A 13,333-nucleotide genomic window follows, 5' to 3' on the forward strand; every position below is an offset into this window, starting at 1 on the left:
GGGGGTAAGGGCGGGGTCCGGACGTAGAGAAGCTCCTGGTAGACGGGTGCGTGTCGAGTACAAGCCATCCTGCCAGGAGCTTTCCGCATGCTTGTCTACCCAGCCGGGGTGGATCTGCCCACCTCCGCTCTGCGCTTCCTCGCCCGTGAGTTGACCGCACGCCGTCTTGCGCAAGGGACACGATGGCGCCGGCCGGCCGCCGGACGGCAGGCACTGCTCGTGCTGGCTCATCTGCGATGCGGCCATACTCCCCCAGCCTCCGGCTGGGGGTACCCCCAACGCCCAGCTCGCCGCCGGATTCGGTGTGGGCACCACCACCGCCTACCGGCACATCGCCGAGGCCGTCGACATCCTGGCCGCTCTGGCGCCAACCCTCGCCGAGGCGGTTAAGAAGCACGGCGCATGACCGTGCAGATGATCGCCGACCCGGCAGGACGGCTGCTGTGGGCCTCGCCCGCGCTGCCGGGACCCGTCCACGACATCAAGGCCGCGCGAACCCACGGCACCATCGGAGCCCTGGCGGGGGCCGGGGTGGATTGCTGGGCCGACAAGGACTACCGGGGCGCCGGCGGCACCGTGCGAGTTCCCTACTGGGGGCGCTGGGAGACTCTCTCCCCTGGCCAGCGGGCCGTCAACTGCTCACACGCGAAGATCCGTGCACTCGTCGAACAGGCCATGGTCACCCTCAAAACCTGGGGAGGGCGCCTTCGGCGAGTGCGGCGCGAGGCAGGGACAGGCCGCAGCGTTCCTCGAAGACGGCCAGGCCGCGGCGCTTGCGAGCGTCGTAGTCAGCTATGTCGCGATCGCAGTAGGTCTCGCCGTCGGGACGCAGAATGCCGGCGGCCACGAGGCCGGGCAGGAGCAGATCAGGCTCCCGGCCGTAGCGGTGGCGTTCCTCGCACAGTCCGAATCCGCAGACCGTGTGGCCGTCGCGCGCGTACATGACAGTGGTGGGCGGATGCTCCGAGTTGTAGTGGTAGTGGACAGCTTCCACGCCGTCACGAGAGACCCTTTCCAGCCGGTCGAGACAAGGACCGTAGGTGATGGCGAACGCCCAGCCGGCGTCCTCGCCGACGCGCACCACGGCGCTGCCCGGCCCACGGTCGGGGTAGGCATCGACGTCAAGCGCGCCCACCTCGCCCATCGGTCATCGGCCCGGCCACGGCTCCCCACTGCGCCCCATACGAAGCGCCAGTTCCTCGGCGTCGATGCCCCGGGCGAAGTGCACGTCCAACATCCACCCGGAACTCGTCGTCGCACCGACCATCCACTGGATACCGTCGCTCACGGGCCCTCCCCTCGGCAGCGAACAGGCACTCTGCCTGCTCGTGTTGACCATAGGGCGGGCCTGTGACATCGCCTGGGAGGGTTGGCGCGATGCCGCGCACCTGTATGCCCGATCCTGTCTATGCAGTCGCCGACCTGTGGCCGGGAGCGGCCCCACAGGGTCCGGGCGGAGCGTATTCCGGCAGGGCGATGTTCCCGGCTTTGGCGAACTGCGCGGCGAGCAGCTTCCGCATCGGCCAGCGGGTCATCTGCCGCATGGAGAGGTTCCGCAGCCAGATGCCGAGCCGGCTCGAGGGCGCGAAGCCTGACGCGCCGCCCGGTGGCAACTGCTGGGCCTGGCTCACGTAGGGCCGCATCACCTCGTCGTAGCGGCGGAAGGCGACGCGGTGATCACCCCCGGCGGCGGCGAGTTCACCGGCCAGGACGTAGGCGCCGACCAGGGCGAGACTGGTGCCGAGGCCGGTCAGCGGGGTCGCGCAGTACCCGGCGTCGCCGAGCAGCGCCACCCGGCCGCGCGACCAGCTGTCGAGGCGGACCTGACCCATGGAGTCGAGGAAGAAATCCGGAGCGGTACGCATCGCCCGCAGCAGGCGCGGCGCCTCCCAGCCGACGTGGGCGAAGTGCCGTGCCACGAGTTCTTTCTGCGCGGTGACGTCGTGCCGATCAAAGGCCGGCGGTGGCGAGCGGAAGCTGAATCCGGCCTTGATCTCGCCGGGCAGGCGCCCGGACCGGGCGGTGGCGACGAGGCCGCCGGGCGCGTTGTGCATCAGGAACCAGCCGTCGAGGTCGAGCGGGTCGAGTGCGGTGAACCAGGCCGTGTAGAGGCCGAGCGGACGGACGAAGTCACCCTCTGGTCCGAAGGCCAGCGCGCGTACCTTGGAGTGCGGCCCGTCCGCACCCGCGACCAGCCCGAACCGGCGCCGCGCGGCCTTTTCGAAGGTGACGGTGACTCCGTCCGCATCCTGGTCGATCCCGGTGACGGTGTCGTCGAAGAGGTACCGCGTGTCCGGCAGGGTGGCCTCGTACAGCAGACGGGCGAGATCGCCGCGGAGGATCTCGATCTCGGAGACGATCCCCTCGCCGCCGAAGCTGTCCGCGGACATCCGAGCGGTGACGCGGCCGGAGGCGTCGACGGCCGCGAATCCGCGCTGGTCCAGGCTCTCCGCCCTGACCCGGTCCAGCAGGCCCATCCGCTCGATCACGGCGCGGCCGGCGCCGCGCAGATCCACGGCCTGCCCACCCGGCCGGGGTTCCGGCGCGCGCTCCACGATCGTGACCGCAAAACCTCCCTCGCGTAGCCAGTACGCCAGCGCGGGCCCTGCTATGCCAGCTCCGCTGATGAGTATCTCGTTGGTCGTCATGAGGCGAGCGTACGGCGTACACAGCAAGCGTTCAATCGTGAAAGCCCCTTGGGAAGCGGGTAGTTGCTTCAGTGGAGAACTAGTGCGCTGGTGGGCGAAAGGCGTGCGCGCTCAGGGATCGCCCCGGTCAGTGGCCGGGAGGAGCCCCTTCCTGTGCACTAGTGCAGGGGGCGTGGACAAGCGGGTAAGCGGTCAGGCAGTGCCGCGCGGCCCCTGAAAACCGTTGGCGGACCGCGGCGGACCACTGCTACTTTTCCGGAGGCCGTGCGAGAAAACGAGGAGGTGGTACCCGTGAACGCAGTATCGACATGGGTGCTCCCCTCCGGGGTCACGGTCGGGCGATAGGTCGTCCGGGAGCGCCGTTCACGAGCACTCCCGAAAGGTACGACCATGCAATTCACTTCCGAACAGCGCCTCGGCGACGGCGTCCTGGAGCGCGAATTCACCCTCGGCGAGATCCCCGGCACCCTGTGGACGCCTGAATCCACAGCACCGGCCCCACTGATCCTGATGGCCCACAACAACGGCCTGCCCAAGAGGGAGCCCCGGCTGGTGGCCCGGGCCCGGCAAACCGCGGCGTACGGCTACGCGGTAGCCGCCATCGATGCCCCCGGGTGCGGTGACCGGCCCCGTTCCGCCGCCGACGAGCAGGCTCGCGCCGAACTCCGCCGGGCGATGCAGTCCGGCGAGCCGGTCGACGAGGTCTTCGAGTCCTTCGTCGGCCCGCTGGTCGAAAAGACGGTCCCGGAATGGCGGACCACCCTGGACGCCCTCCTTGCGCTGCCCGAGATCGGCGGCCCGGTCGGGTATTCGGGGTGGACCGCCGTCGGCATCCGGCTCGCGGTGGTCGAACCGCGCATCGCGGCCGCCGGTTTCTTCGCCGGGGGTTACGTGCCCCGCGCCCAGCGCGAGGAAGCCCGGCAGGTCACGATTCCGCTCCTCTTCCTGCTGCAATGGGACGACGAAGGGAATCCCCGGCAGCGGGCCCTGGACCTGTTCGACGCATTCGGCACCAAGGAGAAGACGCTGCACGCCAATATGGGCGGGCACACCGGCACCCCGTGGTTCGAGCTGGAGGACGGGGGCCGGTTCTTCGCCCGGCACCTGAAGTGAGGCCGGGCCGCCGGGCTGGCAGCAGACGCTAGGTGGTGTCAGCCTGGCGTGCCGGGTTCACGGACGGGCAGCAGCGACGGCAACTCCCTCCGGCTTGGGCGCGTGAACTCCTCCCGCAGGAGCTGGGCGAGCATGGTGAGCTGTGGTGTGGTGTGGTCGGTGCGCCAGATCAGCCCCATCTGTGACGGCGCGTCAAGGCCGTCGATCAAGAGGTAACGCACGTCGCTGCGGGTGACACGCTCGGCCAGCGGCCGGCAGACCAGCATGGCGTGGTCGTCGGCGGCCACGAGCGCCAGGCCCTCCTGGACGCTGGTGATACCCCGGGTCGAGCGGATGGGCACTCCGGCGGGGGTGGAACGCGGTACGTGGGCGGCTCTCCAGTAGGCGGGGGCGTCTCCGGTCGGGTGGAGGACGTCCAGGCCGACGAGTTCCTCGACGTGGACGTGTCCGGCGTCGGCCAGCGGGTGGGTGGAGGCGACAGCGAGCAGCCGGTCCTGCGGAGGAAACCGGAACCCGACGGTCAACGCGGCTTCCGCTACGGGCAGTTCGACCACGGCAGCGTCGAGCCGGCCGTCGAGTACGGCGGAGAAGGGCGAGCCCAGGGGGATTTCGCTCAGCGCCATCGTGACCTCATGGTGCGCGCGCAGCCGGCGGAACGCCTCGGTGACCTCTTCGTAGATGCTGCCGTGGAAGCCGATACGCAACTGGCGCAGCGACCCGTGACCGGCACGCTCGCGCGCCCGGGCGAACACGGTGACCAACGCCTCGTACGCCGGACGTACCTCATCGACGAACTGCGCACCGAACCGGGTCAGCTCCACGCGCCGGCTGGTGCGTTCGACGAGCCGTACGCCGACGCGTCGTTCGAGGGCGGCGACGAGCTGGCTGACCCGGCTCTGGGAGTAGCCCAGGCGTCCGGCCGTCCGGCCGAAGTGCAGCTCTTCGGCCAGCGTGAGCAGGCACTCGATTTCTTGGACGTGAACCTGGTCCATGGCCCCCACCGCCCCCTCCCGACGTCCCATCGATCCACCCGCCCACTCGACCGCCCACCCGGCCATCAATCAATCTAGCTGATCGATCCATGAGGAACTCGCCGTTGATCAGGGGGCCGGCGCGCTGTTGGCTGCCGTCATGCGTGTAGATGCGTCGGTGAAGGAAGTCGGGTCCGCTTCAGCTGGTACCACGTTGTGGCAGTGGGTGGCGGTGGCCGTGTTGTCGTTGAGTACGTTCGTGGTCGTGACGTCGGAGATGCTGCCGGTCGGCGTGCTGACACCGATGGCCGACGGCTTGCACATCTCCTCCGGCCGGGCGGGGTTCAGCTTGACGATCACCGGTTTGGTGACCGCCGTCACGGCTCCGCTGGTGGTACGCGTGGTGGGCGCGCTCGACCGGCGCGCGGTTCTGGCGGCGGCGATGGTGGTGCTGGCCGTCGGCAACGCGTTGACCACTGCGGCGGACGGTTTCGGCCTGCTCGTCGTCTCCCGGGTCGTCGTCGGGGTCGGGATGGGGGCGGTGTGGGGCCTGGCCTCCGCGGTCGCAGCGCGGCTCGTCGCTCCCCGCAATGTCGCGCTGGCGGTGTCCTGCACCATCGGCGGGGTCGCGGCAGCCTCGGTGATCGGCGTGCCTCTGGGCACCTTCGTCGGCAACGCCTTCGGATGGCGCGCCGCGTTCGCCGCCCTGTCCGCCGCCGCATTGGTTCTCGCTGCCGGGTTGCTGCCGACGCTGCCCCGGCTGCCCCGCCCGGCCGCGCCGGATGGCGCGCACCACCCCGCCCGCCGCGAGCCCCTTCTGCGTACCGCTCCGGTGACGGTCGGCCTGGTGCTGATCGTGTTCCTCGTCACCGCGCACTTCGCCGCCTATACGTACGTGCGGCCCGTCCTCGAAGAGCGCACCGGATCGACCCCTGGAGCCATCTCTCTGCTCTTGCTGGTCTACGGCCTCTTCGGGCTGATCGGCAACTTCGTGGCGGGCGCATCGGCGGCGCGGCGCGCCCGGGGCACGGTTCTGGGCCTGACGATCGGTATCGGCGCGGGCATCGCGCTCCTCGCGGCCTTCGGCGCCGTCACCGGAGTCGCCGGCGTCAGCATCGCCCTGTGGGGCCTGGCCTACGGCGGGGTGTCGGTGGCCGGTCAGATCTGGATGGCTCAGGCCGCACCGGAACGCATCGAACACGTCACCGGGCTCTATGTGGGTGTCTTCACCGCGGCTATCGCCTTGGGCGCCTTTCTCGGTGGTGTCGTGGTGGAAACGGCCGGCATCACTCCTCTGCTGTGGAGCGCCACCGCGCTGGCGGGCGTGGCCCTCGCCGTGGGGCTGTTCGGCCCCGGTCCGTCCGGGCGGTCCCGCCGGGTCGCCGGTTCCGCGGCCGCGTCGGAAGACCCTCAAGGTACGGGGACTGTCCTTAAGCCTTGAGGAGCCCTGCGAGACAGCGGGTAGCGGTCGGCCGGTTCGTCGAAGCGGGTGGCGATGGCCCGGAACTGTCGGAGCATGAAGGTCGTCGGCCGGACCAGCGCAGCGCGCACCGCTACCGGAAGGTGCCGTTACGGTTCAGTTGGCCGAGGACGCCGTGGCCGGGACCCAGGCGAGGACCTACGCCGGTGCGGGCCAAGGCGCGGTCGACTGTTTCGCTGGCGGCTGTCAGCTCCAGTTGGCCCTGCGCGGCGTGGACGGCGCCCCGTACGCCCAGGAGGGTGTAGAGGCCGGCGTTGTCGCACCAGGTGATGCCGGACAGGTCCAACCGCAGCCGACGGTGGCCGGACTTCAGGTGGGTGACAGTGGCTTCGCGCAGCAGGCTCACCGTGTGTACGTCGAGTTCGCCGGCTAGTTGCAGATCCGTTTCGTCGCCTGCGTCGGTGCGGGAGCGGACGGTCAGCCGGGAATCGGGTGGCTCCTCCAGCGCACGCCGCAGAACAGGGGCCACGGAGGGTGGGGCGTGACGCACGGTCCCTCCAGTGAGCCGCCGGGAGGCCCAAAGGCCATTTCGACGCCGACCAGACTTCCCGGCACACCCTGCGCACCTGGCGCATTGACGTCACCGTAGCGGCAGCCGACCCGGTACGGAAGCGGAGTGGCCGAAAGGGCCCCTGGAGGGGTAACTGGACGAGCGCCTCGGCGCGAGCCCTCACGGGCGCCCGGGTGTCCGCCACGGCCGGCGACGTGATCGCGGAACCGGTCTGCGCTTCTCGGTGAGCAGTTCGGCTCCCCACCGCGCCCGTCAGAGCACGAGCCGGCGGCCGGGCCCGGGCAGGTGGGTTGCCGACACTCGTGCGACGGGGGTGGGGCGCTTCCGTGCTGTAGCCCGCGCACTGACCGACTCCGCCGCGCGCGCCGCCATGCCGCGTCTTGACTGCCAACATGATCACCCCGCTCCAGTGGGCAGCTCTTGAACGGCCCATTCACAGACACGGAAAAGCACCTGCTAACACCGCAGCCGGCATGCTGGAATGAACCAACATGAAGCCCGCGAATCTTCCGTCGCTCAATGACTCCGACCTTTTGCTCGCCATGGAGCTGAACCTCGCCGAGCATGCCTGCCACCTGCACCGAAACCTGAAAGGCGCGTCCGTCACCGAGACCGGCGACCTGCTGATCGCCGACAGCGGTCTCGCCGACGACACCTTCAACATCGTCGCGGCGGCCCGCTTCGACCCGGACACTGCCCCGGACCGCGCCGCGGAGACGGCCCGGACCTTGACCGCCACCGGCCGCCCCTTTTCCTGGTGGGTGGGCCCTGCCTCCACACCGGACAATCTTGCCGAGTACGTAGAGGCCGCCGGCTTGGAGGCGTCGGAGACCGAGGCGGGTATGCGGAAGGACCTGCGCGGCCCTCTCCCCGAGGCCCACGTCGGCGACCTGGAAATCCGCCCGGTAACCACTCCGGAGCAACTCGCCGACTACGCCACGGTCCTCGCTGCGAACTGGAACCCGCCCGCCGCCACAGTGCGCCGGTTCTTCGCCGACGCCGCCGACTTGGCGCTCACTGCTGACTGCCCTGCCCGCTACTTGGTCGGCTACGTAGACGGCCGTCCCGTCTGCTCGGCCGAGGTCTTCCTGCACGCGGGTGTCGCCGGGATCTACAACATCGCCACGCTCGCCACTGACCGCCGTCGTGGTTATGGCGGCGCCATCACCCTGGCCACCCTGCACACCGCACGCGAAGCGGGCTACGAGACCGCGGTGCTACAGGCATCCGCCGACGGAGAACCCGTCTACCGCCGCCTCGGTTTCACCACCTGTGGCCACTTCACCGAATATGCCATCACCCCCTGACTTCAGCCACCACGGCAGGCGCGTCCGCCTAAGTCGGCCACGCTCGCTCCAGCACGGCTGCAAACTCCTCCACCCGCACCGCCGCAGACTGCTTGTTTGCCTCCAGAACCGTCCGCATCGACGGCATCCGCCACCCCACGACTTCCCGGTCGGCAACGAACCAAGATTCCCGCGGAAGCTACGACATCATGACTGAAGTTGGTCATTTCCTATACTGCCGGCCATCAGGAGCAGTGACCGTTTCCTGGCGGCTACAGCGGTGTTATGTGCCTGCATTCCATATTCGCTCCCTCACGGAACAGAGAGGTCGCCATGGCGCTCCTCAATCAGCATTCGCCCAGGCGACAGTTCCGGCCAACCTCCGTGCCTTCGGGTGGGAAGCGGCGAATCGGCTCGAAGGGCGCTTCGTCTTGCCTGGCTGAAATGCGATCGTGCCTGCCCCGGGGCTGAAACTCGTCCATGTGGTGGCCCTCGTCATCGTGTTACCAATGAGGCGGACCACCCTCGCTGGAAAGCCCCCGCGAGGCCCGACGTAGCGGGAGCCGGCAGTACTGCCTGCTCTCGCAAAGAAGGGAACCGCATGGCGCTCGCCTTCCGAACCGTGAAACTGAAGGTGCCTCGGCAGTCGATCTCGAAGCCGGCGACGGATGAGCAACCCTTTGAATTCCACAGTCCCATCTGCCGGGATTACCGCGATCACCGCATCTGGGCCGTTTCCCTCCAGTCCTACGAGTTCACTGCCTACCACGGAGGCAGGGAAGAGGACTGGGAACTCGGCAAGCAGTCGATAAAGCTGCGGTTGGACCCCGACGACTACCAGAGCGGCAAGGTCGTCGCGGAGTTCTACATGACCGGCAGGCCCGACGTGCGGAACGACTCGGCCTACGAGTTCTCGGCGGAGGCCACCGTGCTGATCACCGCGGATCTGGAGATCGGGCGAACGTGATGCCGTAGGGCTGCGCGCTGCCCGCGCCCGTACGGTACGGCCGATTCGAGGACGTACGGTACGGGCGCGAGCTTTTCTCGTGCTGGGTGTCGACGACAACGTGTAAACGCAGGAGGCACCTTACGGGGCTCCGACGGCTCGACGTTCTGCTCGTGAGGGGCTCATGCCGGGGTTTCCTCGCACGACGCAGGGCGGAGTATGACCGGCAGTTCGCGGTGGCCGTTGGAGACGAAGCTCGGCAGGGGGCGCAGTCGGCTGGCGGGGACGGCGAGGGCGAGGGCCGGGAAGCGCTCGAAGAGGCCGCGCAGAGCGATCGCGCCTTCCAGCCGGGCGAGTGGGGCGCCCAGGCAGGCGTGTACCCCGTGTCCGAAGGAGAGGTGGGTTTTGTCCTTTCTCGTGGGGTCGAAGTGGTCGGCGGTGGCGCCGTGCAGGCCGGGGTGCCGGTTCGCAGCCGCGTACGAGGCGAGGATCGCGTCCCCCTTGCGGATCGTCAGGCCGTGGCCGGGCAGTGGAATGTCTTCGACCGCATAGCGCATGGGCAGGTAGGGGATCGGGGCCTCCCAGCGCAGCGTCTCCTCCACGACGTCGTACCAGGTGATGCGGCCGGCCCGCACCTGGGCGAGCCGGTCGGGCCGGGTGAGCAGGGCCGTCGTGGCCTGGTCGATCAGGTCGACGGTGGTCTCATAGCCGGCGTTGATCACGAGGAGGAGGGTGTCGAGCAGTTCCGCCTCGGTCAGGCGAGAGCCGTCCTCCTCGCCGTCCCGCGCTGCGATGAGGTGCGAGGCCAGGTCGTCGCCGGGCGCGGCCCGTTTGGCGGCGACGAGGCCGGCCAGCAACGCGTACATCTCCTTGACGTTGGCGCCTGCCTCGGCCGGGCTCAGGCTGGTGGAGAAGACTTTGTCGACGGTACGGCGGAAGTGCGGTACGTCCACGTCGGCCAGGCCCACCAGGTGGCAGACGACCTGGATCGGAAGCGGATAGGCGAAGTGTTCTCGCAGGTCCACCGGTGTTCCGGGGGGTGTTGTGGCGAGGCCGTCAAGTAGATCGGCGGTGATCCGTTCGATGACCGGTGCCAGGGTGTTGACGCGGCGCGCGGCGAAGGCAGGGCCGATGATGCGGCGCAGGCGGCGGTGCTCGTCGCCGTAGGCGGTGAACATGCTCTCCACCGCCACCCACAGCTCCAGCGGCCAGACACCCGCGATCCGGCCGGGGTAGGCGGGCCAGTGCCGACGGGCGTCCTTCGAGACACGGGGGTCCACGAGGAGCCGCCGCAGCAGTACGGGGTCGGAGACGGCCCAGGCTTCGACGCCGAGCACATCGACCCGTACGAGCGGGCCATGAGCACGCAGCCGGGCGTCCTCGCCGTGCCGGTCGCGGCCTTCGGGGTCCAAGGCGATGGCGGGCCGCTCGGTCATTCGGGGCTCCTCTGTATCCGCGGCCGGAGAAGTCGGGGCCGAGGCCCGGAACCGGCCTGGGCGAGATGGCCGTGCACAGGAGGGCGTACGGCGGCGATGATCGCGAAGTGCCGCGAGACCAGGCGCCGTTGGCGCATGTGGCTCGCGGTGGTTCCAGGCGCTGAGCGTGTCACGACTGAACAGCATGGTGCACCCCAGAGCGTTGCGCCACCGGCGAGGCATCGGCCCGGACTCCGGCGGCGGCTGCGGCCAGAGCCCGCGTCGATCAGCTTTCAGTCAGTGGTCACGCGCAGAGCATTCGGCCTGCGGGCACGGGAGTCAACAGGTGATGGTGCCCTTGCGCAGTGCGTGGCCGTCGTCGTTGCCGTCGTCGGACCAGTAGACGGGCTTGGAGCCGGCGACGCACTCGTCGGCGCCTGCCAGGGTGAAACCTTCGTTGTTGTAGTTGGGCATACCGGTGGGGCGGTTGTAGACGGCGGTGGTGGTGAAGGCGCCGGAGGTGCCGATCTCTAGGGTGCGATGCTGACCGTTGCAGGTGTCGTCGCAGACGGCCCACAGGCGGGCGGCCTGGGGCTCCCACTGCAGTTCCATGACGCCACTCATGCCGCTGTTGACGGACACGACGCGGGTGAAGGCGCCGGAGTCCTGCAGGACGTAGCCGTGGATCATGCCGGTGCCCTCGACGCCGGTGAAGAACACGCCACCGCTGTGAGCGCCGTAGCGTGCCGGGTCGTAGGCGGTGCCGGTGGAGGCGTCCTTGAAGGCGGCGCTGGTCAGGTAGGCGTCGGGGACCCAGGTGATGCCTTCGAAGCCGAGGTTGGAGCCGACGGGCGGCAGGTCCGAGGTGAGGTTCCACTCCTTGGTGGCGGTCAGGGTGGAGCCGGTGCCGGAAACATCGTATTTGAGGACGGACAGGCGGCTGGTGCCGGAGGCGTCTCCGTTGCGTTCGCCGGCAACGAATACACCGGCGGCGGGGCCGCTGCCGGTCACGGTGACGGCCTCGCTGTCGGGGCGGCCGGAGCCACCGGGGAAGCGCAGGGCCTTGCCGGAGGACCAGCCGTTGCCGGTGTCGGGAGACCAGTCGCCGGAGCCGTTGCGGGTCAGGCGCCACAGCCTGCCGCTGTTCTGGGCGGCCCACATGACGCTCCCGTCCTGGTAGAGGCCGCTGAGATCCTGCCCGAAGACGCCGGAGGCGTCAGCGGTCGTCACGTGGCTGCTGCCGGGCCACGCAGCCGGTGTGGTGCCGCCCCCGCCACCACAGTCGTTGGCGGCGCCCAAGGTCACCCTGGCCGCCTTGAAGGCGCCGGTGCCGTCGGGGCAGCGCGACCACGAGGGGGCGGAGTGCTTGCTCCAGGAGAAGTTGTCGACCAGGGTCTTACCGTCCGGTAGATACAGGCGGGCCTTGTCGTCCGAGCCCAGCCCGAACGCGCCGTGGACATCGAAGGCGCGGGAAGCGCCCGCGGCCAGCGTGGTCCCTGAAGCGATCTTGTACTTCGAGCCGTCCTTGTCGTCCTTGAGGATCCAGCCCGAGATGTCGGTCGCCGCGGTGCCCTTGTTGTACAGCTCGATCGAGTCCGCTACGTCCCCGGTGGTCACCACTTCGTTGACACGGATGTCACCGGACGGAGCCGCCGCGTGGGCAGGAGCGGTGGCCGACGTGCCGACCAGTGCCGAACCGATGACGAGGAGAAAGAGGACAAGGAGGAGAAGAGCGCGATCACGGTGCCGGCGGCGCGTACGTATTGCGGTCACGGGGTCCGTCCAGAGGTCGCGGGGAAGGGGGCGGCACGACGGTCGCGGCGCAGACCGAACGAGACGACTCCCGCCATGCAGACATCACGTGAACGAAGGCCGAAAAATTCGTGGTGGGCCGGATACCTCAAAACCTCATACGTCGGCGAAGCTTTCGGCCGAACACCTGCCTGCCAGTCAACGTCCTGCGGCGTTGGGGCCGGCGACAGCGGCGGTTGACCTGGGGCGGAGCCCCGGGGTGTCAGGGGGCCTGAGGCGAGCCTGAGATGTATGGGTGGCAGACGCGGTCACCGAGGCAGTTCGGGTGGATGTGCTATGGCTCGATCTGAATAGCAGGATGAGGGAGAGATGAGCCGATACGTGATGGTGGCGTGACACGACCGTAGTGGACTGGCAAGGTGGCGGAGCGAGCTCGAACCGCCGCCGGCCGGCGCCAACCAGACCCATCGACCGCGAGAGGGTGTGGAACGTGGCAGAGCACACCGCTTCACGAGGATCCTTCAACCGGCGCATCGACGCCGTGGTGAGGGCCAAGGGCAACGACCCCATCATGTGGATCCTCAAGGACAACTCCTACGTGCGCTACGACATCCGGGAGAACCACGGCTTCGAGGGATACCCGAAGCTCATCGAGGGCAACTGGCCCGGCCTGGTGGACAGCTTCGGGCGCCGTATCGACGCCGCGCTCAACCGCCGGGACCAGCCGCACATCGTGTACCTCTTCAAGGACAGCCAGTACGTCCGCTACGACCTGGACTCCGACAAGGTGGAGCCGGGCTACCCGCTCGGCATCGCCGAGGCGTGGACGGGGCTGCCGCCGGACTTCCAACTCGGCGTCGACGCGGCCGTCAACCACCAGAGCGACCCCAACGTCAGCTGGTTCTTCAAGGACGACCTGTACGTCCGCTACGACGTCCCCAACGACAAGCTGCTGGGCGGGCCGACACCCATCATGCGCGGCTGGCGCGGGCTGCCGGACAACTTCTCGCGCGGTATCGACGCGGCCGTCAACTCGGTGCTCGACACGGACAAGGTCTACCTCTTCAAGGACGACCAGTACGTCCGGTACGACCTGGTCAGCGACCGGACCGACAGCGGCTACCCGCTGCCGATCGAGGGGAACTGGAACTTCTTCGTGTGAGCCGGGCGGCATGATGCGCGCGGCAGTACGGTGCCCCGTCCGGATCGTT

General features: G+C 69.1%; 12 protein-coding genes and 1 pseudogene. 6 read left to right on the forward strand and 7 right to left on the reverse strand.

Annotation, left to right across the window (positions count from 1 at the left end; translation table 11 throughout):
- Positions 1-87: 87 nt before the first annotated feature.
- Positions 88-720, forward strand: a pseudogene (locus ACH4K4_RS26000) (transposase family protein); the annotation flags it as partial.
- Here ACH4K4_RS26000 and ACH4K4_RS26005 read toward each other — a convergent pair.
- The 3 genes from ACH4K4_RS26005 to ACH4K4_RS26015 form a co-directional block, all read right to left on the reverse strand.
- Positions 686-1,144, reverse strand: a complete 459-nt coding sequence (locus ACH4K4_RS26005; RefSeq protein WP_398170463.1) for a DUF6461 domain-containing protein — start codon at positions 1,142-1,144, stop codon at positions 686-688. The pseudogene ACH4K4_RS26000 and the gene ACH4K4_RS26005 overlap by 35 nt on opposite strands.
- Before the next feature lie 3 nt (positions 1,145-1,147).
- Positions 1,148-1,288, reverse strand: coding sequence for a hypothetical protein (locus ACH4K4_RS26010; protein ID WP_398170464.1), 141 nt, complete (start codon positions 1,286-1,288; stop codon positions 1,148-1,150).
- Positions 1,289-1,406: 118 nt separating this feature from the next.
- The gene (locus ACH4K4_RS26015; protein ID WP_398170466.1) at positions 1,407-2,648 is read right to left on the reverse strand and encodes an FAD-dependent monooxygenase; all 1,242 of its coding nucleotides are present in this window, start codon (positions 2,646-2,648) and stop codon (positions 1,407-1,409) included.
- A gap of 390 nt (positions 2,649-3,038) precedes the next feature.
- Between ACH4K4_RS26015 and ACH4K4_RS26020 the strand changes: the two genes are divergently transcribed.
- Complete coding sequence (locus ACH4K4_RS26020; protein WP_398170467.1) at positions 3,039-3,761, forward strand: dienelactone hydrolase family protein; 723 nt, start codon at positions 3,039-3,041, stop codon at positions 3,759-3,761.
- Between the two features lie 38 nt (positions 3,762-3,799).
- On the opposite strand, the gene ACH4K4_RS26025 is transcribed toward ACH4K4_RS26020, so the two are convergent.
- The gene (locus ACH4K4_RS26025; RefSeq protein WP_398170468.1) at positions 3,800-4,753 is read right to left on the reverse strand and encodes a LysR family transcriptional regulator; all 954 of its coding nucleotides are present in this window, start codon (positions 4,751-4,753) and stop codon (positions 3,800-3,802) included.
- 139 nt (positions 4,754-4,892) lie between these two features.
- On the opposite strand from ACH4K4_RS26025, the gene ACH4K4_RS26030 reads away from it, so the two are divergent.
- The gene (locus ACH4K4_RS26030) at positions 4,893-6,173 is read left to right on the forward strand and encodes an MFS transporter (RefSeq protein ID WP_398170470.1); all 1,281 of its coding nucleotides are present in this window, start codon (positions 4,893-4,895) and stop codon (positions 6,171-6,173) included.
- Between the two features lie 112 nt (positions 6,174-6,285).
- Here ACH4K4_RS26030 and ACH4K4_RS26035 read toward each other — a convergent pair whose 3' ends face one another.
- A complete protein-coding gene (locus ACH4K4_RS26035; RefSeq protein ID WP_398170471.1) occupies positions 6,286-6,702 on the reverse strand; it encodes an STAS domain-containing protein in 417 nt (138 codons plus the stop codon).
- Between the two features lie 563 nt (positions 6,703-7,265).
- On the opposite strand from ACH4K4_RS26035, the gene ACH4K4_RS26040 reads away from it, so the two are divergent.
- Both ACH4K4_RS26040 and ACH4K4_RS26045 read left to right on the forward strand, forming a co-directional pair.
- On the forward strand, positions 7,266-8,030 hold the full coding sequence (locus tag ACH4K4_RS26040) for a GNAT family N-acetyltransferase (protein ID WP_398170643.1): 765 nt from the start codon (positions 7,266-7,268) through the stop codon (positions 8,028-8,030).
- Between the two features lie 580 nt (positions 8,031-8,610).
- Positions 8,611-8,976, forward strand: a complete 366-nt coding sequence (locus ACH4K4_RS26045) for a hypothetical protein (protein WP_398170473.1) — start codon at positions 8,611-8,613, stop codon at positions 8,974-8,976.
- Positions 8,977-9,137: 161 nt separating this feature from the next.
- Here ACH4K4_RS26045 and ACH4K4_RS26050 read toward each other — a convergent pair whose 3' ends face one another.
- Together ACH4K4_RS26050 and ACH4K4_RS26055 are read right to left on the reverse strand one after the other, a co-directional pair.
- A complete protein-coding gene (locus ACH4K4_RS26050) occupies positions 9,138-10,391 on the reverse strand; it encodes a cytochrome P450 (RefSeq protein WP_398170475.1) in 1,254 nt (417 codons plus the stop codon).
- A 318-nt stretch (positions 10,392-10,709) separates the two neighbouring features.
- Positions 10,710-12,143, reverse strand: coding sequence for a lamin tail domain-containing protein (locus tag ACH4K4_RS26055; protein ID WP_398170476.1), 1,434 nt, complete (start codon positions 12,141-12,143; stop codon positions 10,710-10,712).
- Between the two features lie 469 nt (positions 12,144-12,612).
- Here ACH4K4_RS26055 and ACH4K4_RS26060 point away from each other — a divergent pair, with 469 nt between their 5' ends.
- Complete coding sequence (locus ACH4K4_RS26060) at positions 12,613-13,284, forward strand: hemopexin repeat-containing protein (protein WP_398170478.1); 672 nt, start codon at positions 12,613-12,615, stop codon at positions 13,282-13,284.
- The last annotated feature ends 49 nt before the right edge of the window (positions 13,285-13,333 follow it).

The sequence above is a fragment of the Streptomyces sp. NPDC017529 genome, from assembly GCF_044329785.1.
Classification (GTDB): domain Bacteria; phylum Actinomycetota; class Actinomycetes; order Streptomycetales; family Streptomycetaceae; genus Streptomyces.